This is a genomic window from Bacillus tuaregi, assembly GCF_900104575.1.
GTDB lineage: Bacteria > Bacillota > Bacilli > Bacillales > Cytobacillaceae > Bacillus_BD > Bacillus_BD tuaregi.
In genome coordinates this window covers 2,537,537-2,557,385 of record NZ_LT629731.1, presented here as the reverse complement: position 1 = coordinate 2,557,385, position 19,849 = coordinate 2,537,537, and the positions used below count along the sequence as shown (strand labels likewise).

The following is a 19,849-nucleotide window of genomic DNA, read 5'->3' as shown; positions in this document are numbered from 1 at the left end:
CTGTTTTTTTGCGTCTAACGGTTGAACAGGTTAATGACGCAAATTCGACCGGTGAAGTTGATTTTGTCCCTATAAATGAATATGACTCAAACGTGCTGCCATATTTAGGCCCGTTAATAGTGTTTACTTATTTGTTATAATAGAAGAATCTGAGAATAGAAAAATGAGGTGAAGCGGTTGAAATTTATCCATACAGCTGATTGGCATTTGGGGAAATTGGTGCACGGTGTTTATATGACAGAGGACCAACGGTTTATCTTGGATCAATTTGTCGAGCTTGTAGAAGAAGAACAGCCGGATGCTGTGGTGATTGCGGGAGATCTATATGACCGTTCCGTTCCTCCGACAGACGCAGTCGGACTATTAGATGAAATACTTTATAAAATAAATGTAGAGTTAGAAGTTCCGGTAGTCGCGATATCAGGGAATCATGATAGTGCTGAGCGTCTGTCATTCGGCAGCTCATGGTATCGCAACAGTCAATTCTATCTAGCTGGTAAAGTCGAAAAGGAGCTTCGTCCTATTTCAATAAAGGGAGTTAATTTTTATTTATTACCCTATGCAGAACCTGGAATAGTCCGGCAATTACTTGATAATGACAGCATCCACTCTCATCAGGATGCGATGAAAGCAATGATGCAAAGAATTGAAAAAGATTTGCGGGTCAATGAACCCAATGTATTAGTTGGACATGCCTTTGTTTTAGGTGGTGCCACAAGTGATTCTGAGCGAACCTTGTCAGTGGGAGGCTCGGGTTGTGTTTCTGCTGATCTGTTTGAGTCATTTTCCTATACGGCACTTGGACATCTTCACAGCCCCGATGCAATCCAGCATCCTAAAGTGAAATATTCCGGCTCGTTAATGAAATATTCTTTTTCAGAAGCTAAGCAAAAAAAATCTGTCTCCATCATCGAAATGGATGAAAAAGGTCAGTTTGATATACGATATCGTTCCTTGTCCCCGAGATATGATATGCGTGAGATAGAGGGTACCTTAGAGCAGCTCCTTGATCCAAAATTCTACCAAAATGAAAATGTCGATGACTATTTAAAGGTCACTCTTCTCGATGAAGGGGCTCTATTAGATCCGATAGGCAAACTGAGGCAAATTTATCCAAATGTTCTTCATTTAGAGAAGAAAATACACGAAACAGATATGAAGAAAAAGCAGCAAATGCAGATCATCAAGGATCATCGGAAATCTGAGCTTGAGTTATTTGAACAATTTTATTCTGAGATGACCACACTTGAGTTTACGGAGAGTAAACGAAAAGTTATGAATGAAATAATCGGGAAAGTACTGAAGGAAGAGGTGGCAAAATGAGACCGCTAAAATTAACGATGCAGGCTTTTGGTCCATATGCTGCTAAAGAGGAAATTGATTTTACTTTACTTGGCTCACGTACGATGTTTGTCATTTCTGGAAAAACAGGTGCCGGGAAAACAACTATTTTTGATGGAATCAGCTATGCCATCTATGGCAAAGCAAGTGGAGAGGATCGAAATGGCTCAGAGCTTCGCAGTCAATTTGCCAGCGACCATTTTTTAACTGAAGTCGAGCTGGAGTTCAGATTGCGTAATAAAACCTATTTGATTCGACGTTCACCGCAGCAGGAAAAGAAAAAGGATCGCGGAGAAGGCATGACAATGGTTGGGGCAAAGGCGGAGCTATATGTGGCAGATGAGGAAGGCTATCGAATCCTAGCATCCAATGTTCGTGATGTGGATGTGAAAATAAAAGAAATCATGCTTATTGATAGTAATCAATTTCGGCAAATCCTTATGATTCCACAGGGAGAGTTTCGAAAGCTGTTAACCTCTGACAGCAAAGAGAAAGAACTGATTCTTCAACGGTTATTTCATACGGAAATATATAAAAGAGTGGAGGAGAAGCTAAAGGAAGAAGCAACAGAGCTGAAAAATGCAGTAGAAAGACAAACGAATGAGCGGAACCAAAATCTAAGCCGTATTCAGCCTGTCTTGCTTGAAGAGCTTAAGCGTGTTCTTAAAGAGGAGCCTGAAAATGATGTGAAGCTACTTCCGCTCTTGAAAGAAGAAATTGAGCTGTTAGCGACAGAGCTTCTGCAGCTGCAAACGAATATGAGCTTGAAGGAAGCTGAAAAAGAAAAGGTTCAGCAGCAGTTGTATGAAGGAGAAGCCATCATGAAACAGTTGCAGGCACGAGATGAACTGCAGATTAGAAAACGAGAGCTGGAGGCGCAAAAACAGGAGATTAATGAAAAGGAGGATTGTATTACCCTTGCTCAAAAGGCAGCCGTGTTGACAAACCAAGAAGAATTATGTCACCGTTTGAAGCGCGAACTTGACAGTGCTAAAGCAAATATGGCAGTTATTCGGGATAAAAAAGCGGCTTTAACGCAATCATATGCTGAATGGGAGCTTAGACTGAATAAGGAAAAGGAAAAAGAACATCACCGTCAAGCTCTATTAGAAAACGTACATCACTTAAAGCAAATAGAAGGAGATGTCCGTTCGCTATCGTCATATAGTCAGGAGGTCAAAAGGCTCCATAAACAGCTGCAGGATGGGCTTCTCGATAAAAAGACCAATGAAGAACGAATAAAAACAATGAACGAATCAATCCAATTGATTCAGTCCGAAAAAAAGCAACTTGAACTTCAGCAGGTGACCTATTATGAAAATGAACGAATGATGGACAAGCTGGAAAATGTTTACCAGAAAATTATCAAATGTGAGCAATACTACAAGGACTTTCAAGAAGCAAAGAAGAAAGGTCAGCGGCTGACAGGTCTTTTTGATCAAGCACAGTCCCGCTATAAGGATGCGGTCCTTCTTGTTCAAGAGCTGGAACAAAAATGGCTGCATGGTCAGGCTGCGATTTTAGCTGGTCAATTAAAGAATGGGATGGAATGCCCCGTTTGTGGGTCCATCGATCACCCTAATCCGGCACTTAATGAAAAAAAGGAGATTCCATCTGAGGAGGATATAAGAGCGGCGAAACTGCAGCTGGCTAATTTAGAAGAAGAAAAACGTCAGGCTGAATCAACACTATTGAGAGCACAGTCCACAGAGAAAGCGCTGGAAGAAACGTTGACAGAGCTTCAAAGGGGGATAATTGATGATCGGGACCATTTCGCTATTTCCGAGCTCGACATAGTGAAAAATACTGTCGAGGCTGAAAAGCGACAGCTTAGTCAAAGACAGGCCATGCTTCAGGAGCAGAAGAAAAGGCTCGTTATGCTTGAAGAACAAATCGAATCCTATGAGCAAGAATTAAGAGAAAGACAGGCCCAACTTACAGAAATAACAGAAGAGCATAACCATTTAACGATTCAATATACCGAAAAGAATACACTCCTTTTACAAAAGAAGGAGAAAATTCCTGAAGGTTTACAATCGATTTCTGCATTTGAAGCCGAGTTGAAAAAGGCGGTTTCACTATATGAGGAGCAACTGAAAAAATTGGAGCAGGTACAGGCTCAATTTCAAAAGACAAATGAAATGCTCCTGACTGAAACGGCACGCTGTGAGGAAGCTGAAAAACAAGCTGAAGCATCTGAACAAAAGCTGAAAATTGAACGTGAAATGTTTAAAACTAAAATGGAGGAACAGGGCTTTAGAGAATACGCTTCCTATGCCAATGCGAAAAAAACCGAGCCAGAAATTAAACAGCTGCAGCAGGAGGTTCGTTCCTATCATGAGGAATATCGTTCCGTCAAGGATCGATTTGAAGAATTGGAAAGAGTACTTATGAATATGAAAGTGCCAGATCTTGAAGGGCTGAATGCTGTATTAGAAAAGATTAAGAGTGATATTCTTTCCATCCAAAACCTATATAACAGGCTTTATGTAAGAAAAGCTGAAAATGAACAAATTACGGAAAAAGTGCAAGCTATTAACAATGAAATAAAGACTCTTGAAGAAAAGTTTGAACTAATCGGCCATCTATATGAAATGGCAAAGGGACAGAATAATCACAGGATTACGTTTGAAAGGTATGTGCTGGCAGCTTTTCTTGATGATATCCTCCGCGAAGCAAATGAGCGTTTAAAGAAAATGACTAGTGGACGTTATGAACTTCTTCGTAAAACGGATCGGTCGAAAGGAAATGTGCAAAGTGGTCTAGAGCTACTGGTGTTTGACCAATACACGGGTCAGGAGCGCCATGTCAAAACCCTTTCAGGCGGTGAGAGCTTTAAAGCTGCTCTCTCTTTAGCATTAGGACTAGCAGATATTGTGCAGCAATATGCTGGCGGCGTTTCACTGGAAACGATGTTTATTGATGAAGGTTTTGGGACGCTTGATCCAGAATCACTGGACCAATCTATTGAAGCACTAATTGATATCCAATCGAGCGGACGTCTTGTCGGGATTATTTCTCATGTTCCAGAATTGAAGGAAAGAATTGATGCTAGACTTGAAGTGGTAGCGACAAAGAGCGGAAGTCGGACAGAATTTCAATTTTTAAATGGCTAATAATCCTGCATACAAGGAAAACGAACTTTTCCTTGTATGTCTGCCTTTTTCGTATAATTACTACCGTTTCACAGATACGACAACATGATATAATGAAAAAGTAAATGGATACATACATAAAAGCAGGTGGCTAGAATGAGTAAACGATATTTCACCATTGGGATGGCTGGTCATATCGACCATGGTAAGACAACCCTTACAAAAGCATTGACGAATGTCGATACAGACCGATTAAAGGAAGAAAAGGAACGAAATATTTCGATTGAACTTGGTTTTGCACCCTTATACGAGGATGAAGAGCTTCAAATATCGGTTATTGATGTTCCAGGTCATGAACGATTTATCAGGCAAATGATTGCCGGAGTAGCAGGCATTGATTTAGTCGTATTAGTTGTGGCAGCAGATGAAGGTGTGATGCCGCAGACAAGGGAGCATCTTGAAATCCTGAAATTTCTTGGTATTAAGAATGGAATGGTTGCCATTACAAAGATTGATCGGGTAGAGGAAGAATTAATTGAAGTGGTCAAGGAAGAAATCTTTGATGAACTGAAGGATACTGTCTTTGAACGTATGCCATATGTACTGGTTGATAGTGTTTCTAAAAAGGGTGTAGAAGAGTTAAAGTCTGCAATCATTGCTACATTAAAAGAACAGGAAATGCGTGATTTCCGCGGTGCTTTTCGATTACCGATTGATCAGGTATTTACTGTTAAGGGACAGGGAACGGTTGTGAGAGGAACGGTTTATGAAGGAACGGTTACCGAAGGTCAGGCCTTAAGCGTGCTGCCAAAAGGTCTGCTGGTGCGGGCAAGACAAATTCAGGTTCATCACCAAGCTGTTGACCATGCGGTTGCCGGACAACGAGCGGCCATTAACCTTTCCGCTGTCGCAAAGGAACAGCTCGAGCGTGGGGATGTGCTGGTTTCTTCTGAGCATTTTATTGTCACGAAAACCATTGATGTTGCCATGCAGGTCGTTAATGATTTAGATTATATTGTGAAGCAGCGGATGCCGATTAAATGTCATATTGGTACCGCTGAGGTTATGGGTAGAATTGTCTTTTTTGACCGTAATGTAATTGAAACAGAGAATGATGAGGTCTTATGCCAGCTAAGGCTTGAGGAAGAGATTGTGACAAAACGAGGGGACCGTTTTATCCTGAGAAGACCAACACCATCAGAAACCATCGGTGGAGGCTGGGTGATTGAACCGCGAGGTGAAAAGTATAAATTTGGGTACAGGACGATTCAGCAGATGGAGCAGAAAAAAGTCGGCACAGCAAAGGAAAGAATTACAGCAGCCCTTGTGGAAGCTAAAAGCCTACCTTTAACAGAGCTGATAAAACGGACATCACTGGATGAAGCATCGCTTCTAGCTGAATTGAATCATGAGGAGTTTGTGTTTCTTAATAAAAAGGAATATACGCTCCAATCGATTATTGAGACTCTATTAGAGGAATTTACTGATCGCTTATCATACTATCATTCTCAATACTCTATGAAAGCGGGTATCAATAAAGCAGAGCTATTTCATCCCTTACAAAAGGAATTTCCAAAAGCACTATTAGAATATGTCCTTGACTATGGAGCTGAAAAAAATCTTGTCAGGAAAAAAGGACAATATGTGGCGTTATTCACCTTTACCCCACATGTTCCGAAAAACTGGCAAAAGCGAACGGAAAATATGCTGACTAAGATGAAACAGGATGGTTACCAGGTACAATATTTAAGTGATTACTTTAATAATGATGGAATTCCTGACCATCTAACCAAGGATATAAAACATTTTCTTGAAGAGGAAGGAGAAATTATTTCTCTTGATGGACAGTATTTCTGGCACCGTGAAGTTTTTGATCAGGCAGTCAACAAGCTGAAATCGGAAACAGATGCAGAATTCGATATCCGTGATGCGAAACAAATTCTAAGTTTGTCAAGAAAACTGATGATTCCATTTCTCGAGAAGCTTGATCAGTTCCGTTTAACGAAACGAGTCGAAAATAAACGTGTTTGGGAATCATAATAAAAAGGGAAAAGCCAACCGGCTTTTCCCTTTTTATGAGAGAATCATCTCAGACTGTACATAATGGTATAAAAGCTGTGCTGTTTGTTCTAGTGCTTGTTTATGTGTTCGTTCAAATGCATGGGAAGCATCGATTCCCGGTCCGATTAATCCATGGATAATATCATGTCCTGCTCGAATTGCAGCGGAAGCGTCCGAACCATAGAACGGATAGATATCAAGTTTGTATTGTATTCCATTCTCCTCGGCAAGCTGTACAAGTCGTTTTCTGAGTCCATAATGGTACGGTCCGCTAGAATCCTTGGCACAAATAGATACCGTGTATTCGTCTGTTGCTTGGCCATCACCAATCGCTCCCATATCAACAGCTAAATATTCTACAGTCTCGGGAGTGATATTTGAATTTCCCCCGTAACCAATTTCTTCATTATTGGAGATGAGGATATGGGTTGTATAAGGTAGACTGATGTTTTCCGATTTGATTTTTTTCAACAGCTGCAATAAAATGGCGACGCTAGCTTTATCATCTAGATGCCTTGATTTAATAAATCCAGACGGGGTGATTTCCACACGTGGGTCGAAGGAAATAAAATCACCGACCTCGATGCCAAGAGCACGCACATCCTCCTGACTGTTCACCCTTTCATCAATTCTAATTTCCATGTTTTCTTGATTTCTTTCTTTTTTATCAGCATCCCTATAAACATGGACAGACGTTTGATGCATGAGGATGGTACCGGTGTATTTTTTACCGGAAGCTGTTTCAATGGTACAATATTCCCCTTCAATAGAGTTATATTTAAATCCTCCAATCAAATCGAGCTTTAAGCGTCCGTTAGCTTTAATTTCCTTAACCATAGCACCTAATGTGTCAACATGAGCAGTCAGCATTCGATGATGAAGTGCATCTTTACCAGGCAGTGTGGCAATCAATCCGCCTTTGCGGTTACGTTTCGTGTTAATCTCCAGCTCTCTTAAAAAAGCTTCAATATAAGAAATAATTTCGTATGTATTTCCGGATGGACTAGATATGGTTAGCAGGTCCTCTAATAAGGTAACAGTTTCAGATTGATTAGTGTTTGACAAAAACAGTCTCTCCTTTCTATTTAACGTCATTCTGTAATAAGTATACCTCTAATTGCAGAAGTTAAGAAGGCTAGCGCATAGATAAAGCCAATCAATCAGCTGACGAGTATCATTTGATACATCATAGAAAGATAGCTATAATTTTAATTACGTTAGGAGAAATTAGCATAAATGCTATTACTTGAATATAAAGGGGAATAAAGGAATGAGTAATTGTAAATTAGATCACAGTCAGGAAGACGTAAAGAACAAATATGAATCACAACGCTCTTTTTTACCAGATGACATTATTAATGGGTTTACTGCCTATTTTTCTAAAGAGCACACACAAGCCGAATTAAATGAAATGTTCCATTTGCTGAAAAAATATGATTTATCCTCTACAGAGGAAAAGGAAGCACGGAATAAGCAAATGCTTGCCTTGTTAATAGATGAGTAATCGGTTGGAAAATACAATCGTTGATAAATTCTAAGGATTAACCAGGCACCCGTTATATATGAGGGAGCTTGGAACGATTGTTTTGTAGGAGTGGTCTTATGAGTAAAGAAGAAGAAAAGGAAGTATCTTTAGAACAAGATAAAATCAATCAAGTGATTGTTGAAATAGATTATGCCATTGATAAATTACAAAATCGTAGCGGTGATGTGAAATCAGATACTCTCGAGCTTAGAAAAACATTTTGGCAGGATGTTACAGTCAATCTCGATGAACCAGATGATGTCATTGAAACGTTTACAAGCATCAAGCAGCAGGCTGAGCTATTATCCGAACGGGAACGCAGTCATGGTCAGATTCATAAGCGTTTAAAGACGTTATCTCGTTTGAAGGATTCTCCCTATTTTGGGAGGATTGACTTTAAAGAAGAGGGGGAAGCGACTGAAGCTGTTTATTTAGGGATTGCCTCCTTTATGGACCGAGAGGAGGAGCAGTTTCTTATTTATGATTGGCGCGCACCCATTTCAAGTCTATATTATGATTTTTCACCTGGACCTGCTTTCTATGAAACACCTGAAGGAAAAATATCGGGTGAAATGACCCTAAAGCGGCAGTTTATGATTCGCAACGGGCAGATGATCTCTATGTTTGACACGGGAATCACCATCGGAGATGAGCTCTTGCAGGAAGTACTCGGCGCAAATGCGAGCACACAAATGAAAAGCATTGTAGCAACCATTCAAAGAGAGCAAAACCGAATCATCCGCAATGAAAAAAGTAAATTGCTTGTTGTGCAGGGAGTGGCAGGAAGCGGGAAGACATCTGCTGCCCTACAGCGTGTGGCCTATTTGCTTTACCGCTATCGTGAAACACTTGACTCTGAAAATATTATGTTATTCTCGCCCAATCCACTGTTTAACAGCTATGTATCGACTGTTCTTCCGGAGCTAGGCGAAGAAAATATGAAGCAGACGACCTTTCAAGAATATTTAGATAGTCATTTAGGGAACCATTATAAGCTGGAGGATCCGTTTTCACAGCTTGAATTTTTGTTAAATGAGGAATCATCGACCTATTATCAGACTAGAATAGCCAGTATTCGGTTTAAGGGTAGCCTTCGATTTAAGGCCTATATTGACGCCTTTCTTGATTGTATTCACTTAGGCGGGCTTTATTTTAAGGATATTTTCTTTCGTGGCGATGTGATTGTTTCTAAAATGGATATACTTGACCAGTTTTATCAGCTCGACAAGAAGATGTCGATTGCTAATCGGATTCAAATCGTGAAGGATTGGATCATAAAACGCTTAAGAGTTCAGGCCAAACGGGAACAAAGGAAGAGTTGGGTGGAAGAGGAAATTCAATATTTAGAGAAGGAGGATTATCTAGCTGCTTTCAATGCTTATAAGAAGAAGCGCGGGTTGAAGGATGATACGTTTAATGATTTTGAGGAGGAAAGAAAATTTCTTGTCAAACAAGTGGTTAATCGAGAGATGAAGCCGCTTATTCACAGCGTCAAAAGGCTGCGGTTTATTGATATGAAAAAGATATATCAGCAGCTATTTATTGAGCAACATCATTTTACACAAGACCTGCCGCAGGAGTGGGGGCAAATTTGTCAAATATCGATTACGGCACTCCAGAAAAATATCCTTACCTATGAGGATGCGACTCCGTTTTTATATTTAAAAGATATGATTGAAGGGAGAAAGGTGAATTTAAGTATTCGTCATGTTTTTATTGATGAAGCACAGGATTATTCACCCTTCCAATTTGCTTATTTAAAAGAATTATTTCCATACTCCAAAATGACCTTGTTAGGTGATATGAATCAAGCTATTTTTCTCCATTCCAAGGATATGGTCAATATTTTTCAAGTGGATTCTGAAGTGGAAAAAGAAACAATTGTCTTAACGAAAAGCTATCGCTCTACAAAACAAATTGTAGAATTTACAAGAGGGTTAGTGATTGAAGGTGATAAGATTGAGCCTTTTAACCGTGAGGGACGAAAACCAACCTTAACACATGTGTCTAATGAATGGAATTTAAAGGAAAAGATATTGGAGCGTATCCATAATTTACGCCATAACGGCTATCAAACAATTGCAGTAATTGGCAAAAATGCACATGAAACCAAACAGGCCTTTCAAGCGTTGTCGAGTGAAATAGATGGATATTTAATGGAAAAGGGCTCGATTCATTATGAAAAGGGACTTGTGTTTATTCCAGCGTATTTAGCCAAGGGTATCGAGTTTGATGCTGTCATTATGTATAATGCGTCCCAACAGAACTTTGGCCGTGAAATGGAGCGTGAATTATTCTATACCTCCTGTACAAGAGCGATGCATGAATTACATCTCTTTTCACTAGGTAAAGAAAGTATGTTTATTTCAAGACAGCCTCAGGAGTCCTATGAGGTGTTGCAGAGTCATGAATATGTAGAGCTGGAAGAGAAAAGCTCTAAGAAATAAAAAAAGAGCGCTGCACGTTAATTTAACTGCAGCGTTCTTTTTTTATCAATGAAACAGGACCTTTATTTTGCTGTTTTTCTGGCTGCTTCTGAAATAAAGTCAGCAATCATAACCAGGATGCAGTAACACAAGAGCAGGAGGGTTACATCTGTATAGTGAAAAAAGCTTAGGCTCATTTTAAACTGCTGACCAAGACCACCTGCACCGACAAAGCCAACCACAATCGTTGTCCGCATGATTACCTCCCAGCGGTATAAAATGTACATTAGAAACTGGGGCATAACGGCTGGCAAGACACCGTATAATAGCATTTGGCCTTTTGAAGCACCGCTTGAGGCAAGATTTCGGACAGGACGTTCATCCAAGTCTTCGATGACCTCCGCACAAAGCTTCCCTAATATACCAAAGTTATGGAGAGCCAGCGCAATCGCACCGGGCAGCACACCTGGTTTGAGGATAAAGATGATGATCATGGCCCAGACTAGCTCCGGAATCGCACGGCTAAAAATATACATGATGCGTATGAATCCAAATAGTAGCCAGTTATACCATTTATGGATTAACGTCAGTGAGCCGTCAGCAATATTTCTGGCTGCAGGAATGACGGTTAAAAACATGGTGATGGTCGAAATGCCTATAGCCAAGACACTCATTCTTAGAGTTTCGTAAGTCAGGCTTAAAGCTTCCTTCCAGCTTTCGCTACTCAAAAATGCAGGCTGCTCTACACCGATGCCTGAAAGACCCATGAAAAATTTCTGGGCATAAAAGGCATTTTTGTCGGAAAATAAATCCTTTAGACTTGCATTTTGCAAGGCAAAAATAAACCACCATGATAAACTGAACAGCCCGATCGTTAATAGGAGGGAGAAAGTCACAAAGGAAAAGCCTTTTTTGGCTTCATGCAGCCCTTTTCTCACCTGTACACTCCAGCTGTCAACGAGGATAACAATCGCAATTAAAAAGAAGAGAAAAGTCCATACCTCGTCATATTTCAAGTCATTTAAAGATAATTGAATTTGAAAACCCAGTCCACCTAATCCGACAAAGCTCATAATCGCTGATGAACGGATAGCGCATTCAAAACGGTACATCGTATAGCTGATGATGCTAGCACGCACGAGAGGAAGATACCCGTAGAGCAGACATTGAAGCTTTGAGGCTCCTGAGGAACGCAATGCTTGAATCGGTTCTTCAGGTACATCATTCAGCATATCAGCAAATATTCTGCCTAGTATCCCGCCATATGGTATCCCTAATGCCAAAATGGCTGAAAGCGGGGAAAGACCGAACATAGCAACAAAGATTAAGGCCCAAACCAGCTCATGAATCGCTCTTAAAAAACCAAGAATGCTACGGAAAATACTCTTGGAAACAAGCTTTGATCCTGTACGGTCATGCAGTATTCCTGAGGCAAAGATACCAAAGAAAAAGGCAATCAAAATGGCTAGTGACATTCCACAAATAGCATATGCAAGCGTAATCCATGTCGATTCAATGGCCAATTGGATAATATAGGGTGAAAAATTGGGATGGATGAGTGCTTCTCCAACCTGTTGGAGGGTAGCCATACCTCCAGTGTGAACTAAATCCTCACGCCAATTGACCGCAAATAGACTCCAAACAAATGCAACAGACAAAAGTACGGATAAGACATTTTTACGCTGCAGCTGGAGCATGTCTTTAAGCTTCTCCATTATCTGACCGCTCCTCTAATTGATAAAGCTCAGATAATAAACCATCACTCACTTTATGGACAGGCAAATCAAAAAAAACCTGGCCGTTTTTTATTGCAATGATTCTGGTGAAATATTTTTTTGCATATTCGACGGAATGGAGACTCGTAATCAAGGTTTGTTTCTCCTCTTTCACAAGCTTAGTTAGCATGGAAAGAATATCTTCTGCACGCGCAGGGTCTAATGAAGCGACCGGTTCATCCGCTAGGATTATTTCCGGTCTTTGGAGCAAGAGACGGGCCAATGCGACACGCTGCTGTTCACCACCGGATAATTTTGCCGTTTGCACATATTGTTTATCTGCCAGTCCAACCCTTGCTAAGGCTTTTTGAACAGCCTCCTTTTCCTGCGGGATCATAAGTGACCAGAGTGATTTAATTAACCCCCAATCTGCCAGTCTTCCTGCTAACACGTTATGAATCACTGGTAACTGTCCGACAAGGTCAAACTGCTGTCTGATAATGCCGATTTTTTTTGCTAAAGCTTTGCGATTAGTAAGTTTTTCGGCACGGGTACCGGTTATGGTCAACACACCTTCATCTGGTTTGACAACGGTGGCAAATGTATTAAGCAGGGTTGTTTTACCGGCGCCGCTTGGGCCGATTAAGGCAACTAATTCTCCTTTTTTGATTGAAAAAGAAAGGGAAGATAAAGCTATCTTCCGCTCATAATATTTTGATATGTTACTTACTATTATCATTTCTGTTGATGACGACAACCTCTTCACCCTCTATTTAATAATGCCAACTTCCTTGGCCACCTGTTCGATCTCCTTATAATTTTCATTTTTAGTTGGGATAAATTTATCCGATTGGAATAGTTCCATAATTTCTGCTTGATCTGTACTGTTGATGGAAAGAAGGGCTTCCGCTATCTTTTGTTTTATTCCTTCGCCAAATTTTTCATCAATCCTATTATTAATCGTCCAATGATAATCAAAGTAGCTTGGTGTTGTATAGAAAACATCCACTTTGCTTGTGTCCACTTTCTTTTCGGCAACGGCAGCTTCCCATACGGATATATTTAATACACCAGCCTTCATGGAGCCAGATTCAACTAATTTGTAGGTTTTATCATGTGAGCCTGAATAATTCGGCTGACCGTCAAAATCCTCTTCCGGATTGATACCTGCCTCCTCAAGGAAGTAACGCGGCATTAAATGACCGGAGGTGGAGCTTTCACTGCCAAATGTAAAGCTTTGTCCCTTTAAGTCATCAAGACTGCTTATATTGGTATTTGTATCTGCAATAAAAACAGAATGGAATTCCTCGTCCATCGGTCTTTGCGCAATTGCCTCAGCGTCAGGTACGATGTTTCTTGCTTGTACACCTGTAAGACCGCCAAACCAGGCTAAGTGCATTTCGCCCCGTTCAAAAGCAGTAACAAGTGCAGCATAATCTACAGAAGGAACATATTCTACTTTAAGATCTGTTTTTTCACTTAAGAAATCAGCTAATTTGCTTAAGCTTCTATTCATATCAGCAGCGTTTTGGTCAGGGATAGCTCCGATTTTAAAAACTTCCTCTTTCTTTTCAGGTTCTGTTGCAGACGGATTTTTTTCTGCTTCTTCATTACTTGAACAGGCGGTAAGTAAGAAGAATAGTAGTAAGATTAAACCTAACGAAAACCGTTTTTTCATTATATTTCCTCCAGATCGTTCATTTTTATTCTGTTATTATACTTGAATAATTTAATTAATAATAGATTATTTCTATTAAAACACATTCATTTAATCGATAATTAAATGAATAAACAATCTGTTTTTTCGCTAGCTATTTTGTAATCATTCTTCTACATTCCATCCCTTTGTAAGCTAGCCCTCTTCTGCTTCAGCCATTTTTGTTGGGATCTGTTTCAGTTCCACCTCTTGCACATACAATGGAAGAAGGCATCTTCTCATACTATAAGATCTTTTCAATATATACCTTGAGAACTATTTTGGCATTTGCTATAGAAATGGAGGGGAAATCATGAAACGAATCATGGTTACGGGAGCATTAGGGCAAATTGGTTCAGAGCTTACGCTTTTTTTGCGCAAACATTATGGCACCGATCATGTTTTAGCAACGGATATTAGAAATAACTCTCTGGAGGTTGTGCGATCAGGTCCATTTGAAATGCTTGATGTGATGGATGGGAAGAGTTTCGTTAAAGCGGCATCTGACTTTCAGGCAGACACGATTATTCATTTAGCTGCGTTGTTATCGGCGGTTGCAGAAGGGAATCCTCTTTTAGCGTGGCAAATGAATATGGGAAGCTTACTCAATGCTCTTGAAACGGCAAGATTATTGAAGGCGAAATTCTTTACCCCTAGCTCGATTGCTGTCTTTGGACCACCAGCACCAAAGAAAATGACCCCTCAAGCATCGATTCTTCGCCCGGTTACGATGTACGGGATTAATAAAGTTTCAGGTGAACTATTGGCAGATTACTATTTTCTTAAATACGGTGTTGATACGCGAGGGTTACGGTTCCCTGGTCTGATTTCACATGCCACTAAACCTGGTGGGGGCACGACCGATTATGCAGTGGAAATATTTTATGATGCGATTCAGAAAGGCCGTTATACCTGCTATTTGCAGGAGGGGACCTCTATAGACATGATGTATATGCCCGATGCACTTCAGGCGATTATTCAATTATTGGAGGTGGATTCACAGCAGCTAAAGCATCGGAATGCATACAATGTCACAGGCATGAGCTTCACACCGAAAGAACTAGCGAATGAAATACAGAAATATCTCCCTGACTTTTCCCTGGATTATAGAATAGACCCTGTTAGACAGTCGATTGCAGACAGCTGGCCAGATCAAATCGATGCAAGTACCGCTAAGCAGGAATGGGGTTTTACGACGCAATACAATCTAGAGAAGATGACGAAGGATATGCTTGAGAAATTAACCGTTAAGCTGATGCAATCCTGATGATTCATGATAAAATCTGTGCCTTTCGTTTGTAAGTTTACGGATGAAGGCATAGATTTTATATATATGATTCTTTCATGAAAGCAAAAAATAATTTTTAATTCCTAAAGAATTTCCCAAAAATATATAATTAGACAAATAATCGAACTTAAGTTAAATTTGTAATATATTCAAATAATTAAATCGGCAACAGGAGGATGACAAATGATTCGCTATAAAAAATTAGGCTATGTCGTATTAAGTGTAACAGATTTAAATAAATCAACAGATTTTTATGAAAATATTGTAGGTATGCAATTTGTTGAACGTGAAAATGAAACCGTATACTTAAGAAGCAGCCGTGACCACCATAATTTAATTCTAGTAGAAGGTCCTGAGGCTGGATTAAAACGAGTTGCATTCGAGCTTGAAAAGGCCTCTCAATTCCAGGATGTATTCGACTACTTAACAGAGCAAGGCTTAAACCCAGTTGAACTAAGTGCAAAAGAAACACAAAGCCTAGCACAAGGCAGGACCCTTCGTTTTAAAGACCCAATTATCGGTGTAACGTATGAGTTCTATGTTGAAATGATGCAAATGGGCCTTCCATTTGTTCCAAAGGATGCAAAAATCACAAGATTCCTGCATGTTGTATATGATACAAATCGCTTTGATGAATTATTAGATTTCTATACTAATACATTAAACTTCCGTATTTCTGATACTTCTGGTAGAGAAACTGCTTGGGCATGGCTACGTGCATTCCCAACTCCATATCATCACAATCTTGCTATCACAAAAGGGCCAGAAAATAAATTAAACCATCTTGCTTACCAAGCAGAAACAGTTGATGATATTGGTAAACAAGTCAATCGCTTAAATGATCAAAATGTTCCTATCCTATTTGGCCCAGGAAGACACCATCCATCAGGCAGTATATTCCTATACTTTGCGGATCCGGACGGCTTGACATTGGAATACAGCCAAGGCATGGAAGAATTCCCTGAAGATGGTGCAAGAGAGCCTCGTCGACTTGAGCCTAGTAAGGAAACGATCGATGAGTGGGGCGGTACACCAAAGCCGGATTTTGCTAAGTACGGTAAAATTCTTGAAGAAGACCTAGTAAAGATTAACAACTAATACAAATAAATGATAATAGAAAGGGGAGGGAAGACCTTGTCTAATGAAAAAATATTTCGTGTAGATTTTCATGCGCATATTATTCCTGACAATTTTCCGGATTTCGAAGAGAAATACGGTGACAATCGTTTCCCAACATTAAGACATACATGTGACTGCGGAGCGGAAATTTATAAAGATGGTAAATCATTCCGGAAAATTGAGGATAATGCATGGGATCCACAAAAACGAATTGCCCAAATGGATGAAGAAGGTATTGATGTTCAAGTTCTTTCTCCAATCCCGGTTACCTTTACGTACTGGGCAGATGCAGAAAAATGCTTAGAGCTTTCAAAAGCACAAAACGATTTTATTGCTTCTGTTGTGGCAGAATATCCTGATCGTTTTGTCGGCTTAGGTACAGTTCCGCTTCAAGATGCTGATTTAGCCATTGCCGAAATGGAAAGAGCGATTAATGAATTAGGTTTAAAAGGCATTGAAATCGGCAGTAATGCAAACGGCAAGACACTTGATGACCCTGAGATTTTAAGATTCATAGAAGCTGCTGCTAAAATGGACGTGCCTATTTTTGTACACCCATGGGCTACTGTTGGTGTGGAAAGAATGCCTAGACATAACTTTATGTATTCTATTGGTATGCCTTCAGAAACAGCTCTTGCGGCTGCAAGCTTAATCTTCAGTGGGATTTTAGAAAAGCATCCAAATCTAAAAATCTGCTTCTCACATGGTGGAGGTTCACTTCCTTATGTGCTGGCACGAATTGACCAAGCATGGGAATCATGGCCAACTATTCGGACAACAGAAGAAAAACCAAGCTATTATGCGCAAAAGCTTTATTTTGATACACTTGTTTATGATCCAAAGAATCTTCAATTTATGATTGATAAATTTGGTACAGATAAGCTGATGGCGGGCTCTGATTATCCGTTCGTATTACGTGAGGTTCCATCTGGAAAAGTAATTGATATCATGGAACTTCCTGAGGAAGACAAGAAAAAGATGCTTGGCGAAAATGCCATTAAGTTTCTTGGCCTGAATAAAGCTAACTATGTGAAAGAACCCGTTAAATAATGAAAAAAAAAGAGAACTTGCAAAAGTTCTCTTTTTTTTTCATTATTTTTCTGTTTCGATTGTATGTCTATTCTAATGAAGTGCTAAAGCAAGCTTCTATTCTTTAATGTTGTCTCAAAAAATTGCAGAAATAAATGAATGCTTTCCAGCTTTGGAGAATTTTTCTTAAAAATTCCTGCAATATTAAAGGTCAAATTATCAAATTCCGGAAATGGAATAATGCAATAATCATGGTTAATCGTTTCAGAATCATTACCAAGTGATAATTCAGGAATGATACTAAATCCCCAATTGTTTTTTACCATTAAGTTAACCATTTCGAAGCTGCCAACCTCTATCCGCTGCAAATCCTCTACTCCAACTAATTTTTCATCAATCTTCATCCAAACAGGTGTTTCTCGTCGATAGCATATCATCGTTTGTCCAACTAAATCTTCCTTTGTGATTTCTGTTTTAAGTGCTAATGGATGATCCTTCCCGACAACAAACAACAATTTTTCATGAAAGAGAAATTGATATTCTAAATCATTAAAAGGAATAACATCCCTAACCAAACCGATATCAATCATGCCCTTTGTAATCATATTTGAAATTTCAATTGAATCGGTTGCTTCAACTAAATCAAACGATTTCTTATTCTGTTCTTTTAATAAGGATAATATTTCTAAAATGATAAAGACAGAGAAGGCAGGAGATAACCCGATTGTTAATGTTGGAGATTTTAATAGGTCAATGGTGTGCTTTGCTTCATTCATATAATTGAGAATTTTACGGGCGAGAGGAAGTAGAGCATTTCCTTCTTCTGTCAAAAGGATTTTTTTGCCGTCTCGATAGAATAATTTGCAATCTAATTCAAGTTCCAGCTTTTGAATCCGTGCTGTAACGGCGGGCTGAGTTAAATTTAGATATTCTGCTGCCCGTGAATAATTATTAAATTCATACACGGTAATAAACGTTAAAAGTTGTTCATTATCCACGTTTATCCCTCCTATTATTTTACTGTATTGGTAATAGCGATAAAATACAAAATTCTGTCTCTTCTGATTAATGGTGAATAAATGAGGGGGATTTAGTATTGAAAGAATAAGTATTTATTTAATAATAGTATTTTATTATGAATCTTTCAATTTATTTAACTTCATTGAGCAGAAGTCCTCCACTTCTACAAGTGGGGGAAATGGTCCTTCGATTCAGTGGGGGTTCAAACCCCGGCTGAATGAAGTTAAGCCTCCGGCGGATGTCACGGATTTTTTAAAGGTAGTTTATCGAGTGAGCTCAGGTAATCCGGACGCAAATTCGACGGGCGAATTTGATTGGAAATAAATTGAAATGGCTAAAAAAAGTAGCAGTAATAATAATATTATCACTGTATTTATCGTTTTATAAGCTTAATATTTGCAAGTTTATTTTACTTTAGATTAAAATGTTGAACACAGGAAACTTTTTATGGTTGGTGCATATCTTAAAGCAGAACATTTTTTTTACAATAAAAGTTGCCTTGACGAAACATATTTTGTTTAGTTCAAAAGCTTGTATATAGGTATATAAAGGAGAGGAAATAGATGACTGAAAATGTATTATTTGCATTAGGGCTCACGCTATTAGCAGGGTTAGCTACTGGAATCGGCAGTATACTTGCCTTTTTCACGTCAAGAACCAATACAAAATTTTTGTCATTAGCACTCGGATTTTCAGCTGGTGTTATGATCTATGTATCAATGATTGAAATTTTCTTCAAAGCAAAGGACTCGTTAGTCCGTGCTTTAGGAGAAATTCCGGGGAATTGGACAACGGTTGGAGGATTTTTTGGTGGAATGCTATTAATCGCCTTGATTGACAAATTTATTCCTAAACAAGGCAATCCCCATGAATTAAAACGAGTAGAGGAAATGAAACAGCCTGTTTCACCAGCAAGTGATCCGGCACTTTTAAAAATGGGTACTTTTACAGCACTTGCGATTGGTATTCATAACTTTCCGGAAGGCATCGCGACATTTGCGTCAGCTATTCAGGATCCCGCATTAGGAGTTGCTATTGCAACAGCTATTGCTATTCACAATATACCGGAAGGCATCGCGGTTTCTGTACCGGTTTATTTTGCCACAGGTAGTAAGAAAAAGGCGTTTAAGCTCTCATTTTTATCGGGCTTATCAGAACCAATTGGTGCCTTGCTTGCCTTTTTAGTATTAATGCCATTTCTAAATGATATTATATTCGGAATTATCTTTGCGGCCGTAGCGGGCATCATGGTCTTTATATCACTTGATGAATTGCTACCAGCAGCGAAAAAATATGATGAGGCACATACGTCCATTTATGGACTAATTGCAGGAATGGCTGTCATGGCTATAAGTTTATTGCTTTTCCTTTAAAAAAACCTTTTAAACAGTCCTATTGGTGGACTGTTTTTTTGTCTGTATTGCATAACCCTTCTGGCTCACAGAGCCTTTCTAAACCGTCAGTCTAGAAAAGTCTACTTGATTAATTAGAAAAGATGAATTTTTTTCGGCAAGCAGGAAAATATACAAATAGA

Annotated in this window: 14 protein-coding genes; 9 read left to right on the top strand and 5 right to left on the bottom strand. The window is 39.3% G+C overall.

All coding sequences use genetic code 11. The annotated features are described in order from the left end of the window. Nucleotides 1-177: 177 nt before the first annotated feature. The 3 genes from BQ5321_RS14570 (at nt 178) to selB (ending at nt 6,476) form a co-directional block, all read left to right on the top strand. The gene (locus BQ5321_RS14570) at nt 178-1,323 is read left to right on the top strand and encodes an exonuclease SbcCD subunit D (RefSeq protein ID WP_071395161.1); all 1,146 of its coding nucleotides are present in this window, start codon (nt 178-180) and stop codon (nt 1,321-1,323) included. Continuing rightward, a complete protein-coding gene (locus tag BQ5321_RS14565; RefSeq protein ID WP_071395160.1) occupies nt 1,320-4,457 on the top strand; it encodes an AAA family ATPase in 3,138 nt (1,045 codons plus the stop codon). Before BQ5321_RS14570 ends, BQ5321_RS14565 begins: the two co-directional genes overlap by 4 nt. Before the next feature lie 135 nt (nt 4,458-4,592). Further along, on the top strand, nt 4,593-6,476 hold the full coding sequence (gene selB / locus BQ5321_RS14560; protein ID WP_071395159.1) for a selenocysteine-specific translation elongation factor: 1,884 nt from the start codon (nt 4,593-4,595) through the stop codon (nt 6,474-6,476). Between the two features lie 33 nt (nt 6,477-6,509). Here selB and BQ5321_RS14555 read toward each other — a convergent pair whose 3' ends face one another. Further along, nucleotides 6,510-7,517 carry a M42 family metallopeptidase gene (locus BQ5321_RS14555; RefSeq protein WP_390622189.1) on the bottom strand — a complete coding sequence of 336 codons (1,008 nt, stop codon included), beginning with the start codon at nt 7,515-7,517 and terminating at the stop codon, nt 6,510-6,512. 250 nt (nt 7,518-7,767) lie between these two features. Between BQ5321_RS14555 and BQ5321_RS14550 the strand changes: the two genes are divergently transcribed. Next, nucleotides 7,768-8,001, top strand: coding sequence for a group-specific protein (locus tag BQ5321_RS14550; protein ID WP_071395157.1), 234 nt, complete (start codon nt 7,768-7,770; stop codon nt 7,999-8,001). 98 nt (nt 8,002-8,099) lie between these two features. Then, nucleotides 8,100-10,469, top strand: a complete 2,370-nt coding sequence (helD, locus tag BQ5321_RS14545; RefSeq protein ID WP_071395156.1) for an RNA polymerase recycling motor HelD — start codon at nt 8,100-8,102, stop codon at nt 10,467-10,469. Nucleotides 10,470-10,531: 62 nt separating this feature from the next. On the opposite strand, the gene BQ5321_RS14540 is transcribed toward helD, so the two are convergent. From BQ5321_RS14540 to BQ5321_RS14530, 3 genes are read right to left on the bottom strand one after another with little or no spacing between them, the layout of a single operon-like run. Continuing rightward, nucleotides 10,532-12,163 carry a PhnE/PtxC family ABC transporter permease gene (locus BQ5321_RS14540; RefSeq protein WP_071395155.1) on the bottom strand — a complete coding sequence of 544 codons (1,632 nt, stop codon included), beginning with the start codon at nt 12,161-12,163 and terminating at the stop codon, nt 10,532-10,534. Continuing rightward, on the bottom strand, nt 12,150-12,920 hold the full coding sequence (locus BQ5321_RS14535; RefSeq protein WP_234978415.1) for a phosphonate ABC transporter ATP-binding protein: 771 nt from the start codon (nt 12,918-12,920) through the stop codon (nt 12,150-12,152). The genes BQ5321_RS14540 and BQ5321_RS14535 overlap by 14 nt, the downstream gene beginning before the upstream one ends. A 12-nt stretch (nt 12,921-12,932) precedes the next feature. Then, complete coding sequence (locus tag BQ5321_RS14530) at nt 12,933-13,841, bottom strand: putative selenate ABC transporter substrate-binding protein (RefSeq protein ID WP_071395154.1); 909 nt, start codon at nt 13,839-13,841, stop codon at nt 12,933-12,935. A 331-nt stretch (nt 13,842-14,172) separates the two neighbouring features. Here BQ5321_RS14530 and BQ5321_RS14525 point away from each other — a divergent pair, with 331 nt between their 5' ends. The 3 genes from BQ5321_RS14525 to BQ5321_RS14515 all read left to right on the top strand — a co-directional run bounded on the left by BQ5321_RS14525 (nt 14,173) and on the right by BQ5321_RS14515 (nt 17,316). Further along, a complete protein-coding gene (locus BQ5321_RS14525; protein WP_071395153.1) occupies nt 14,173-15,126 on the top strand; it encodes an NAD-dependent epimerase/dehydratase family protein in 954 nt (317 codons plus the stop codon). Nucleotides 15,127-15,330: 204 nt separating this feature from the next. After that, the gene (locus tag BQ5321_RS14520; protein ID WP_071395152.1) at nt 15,331-16,245 is read left to right on the top strand and encodes a VOC family protein; all 915 of its coding nucleotides are present in this window, start codon (nt 15,331-15,333) and stop codon (nt 16,243-16,245) included. Nucleotides 16,246-16,281: 36 nt separating this feature from the next. Next, on the top strand, nt 16,282-17,316 hold the full coding sequence (locus BQ5321_RS14515) for an amidohydrolase family protein (protein WP_234978414.1): 1,035 nt from the start codon (nt 16,282-16,284) through the stop codon (nt 17,314-17,316). A gap of 83 nt (nt 17,317-17,399) precedes the next feature. Here BQ5321_RS14515 and BQ5321_RS14510 read toward each other — a convergent pair whose 3' ends face one another. Then, a complete protein-coding gene (locus tag BQ5321_RS14510; RefSeq protein ID WP_071395150.1) occupies nt 17,400-18,293 on the bottom strand; it encodes a LysR family transcriptional regulator in 894 nt (297 codons plus the stop codon). A 585-nt stretch (nt 18,294-18,878) separates the two neighbouring features. Here BQ5321_RS14510 and zupT point away from each other — a divergent pair. Next, nucleotides 18,879-19,688: a zinc transporter ZupT gene (gene zupT, locus BQ5321_RS14505; protein ID WP_071395149.1), complete on the top strand. Its 810-nt coding sequence runs from the start codon at nt 18,879-18,881 to the stop codon at nt 19,686-19,688. Nucleotides 19,689-19,849 lie beyond the last annotated feature (161 nt).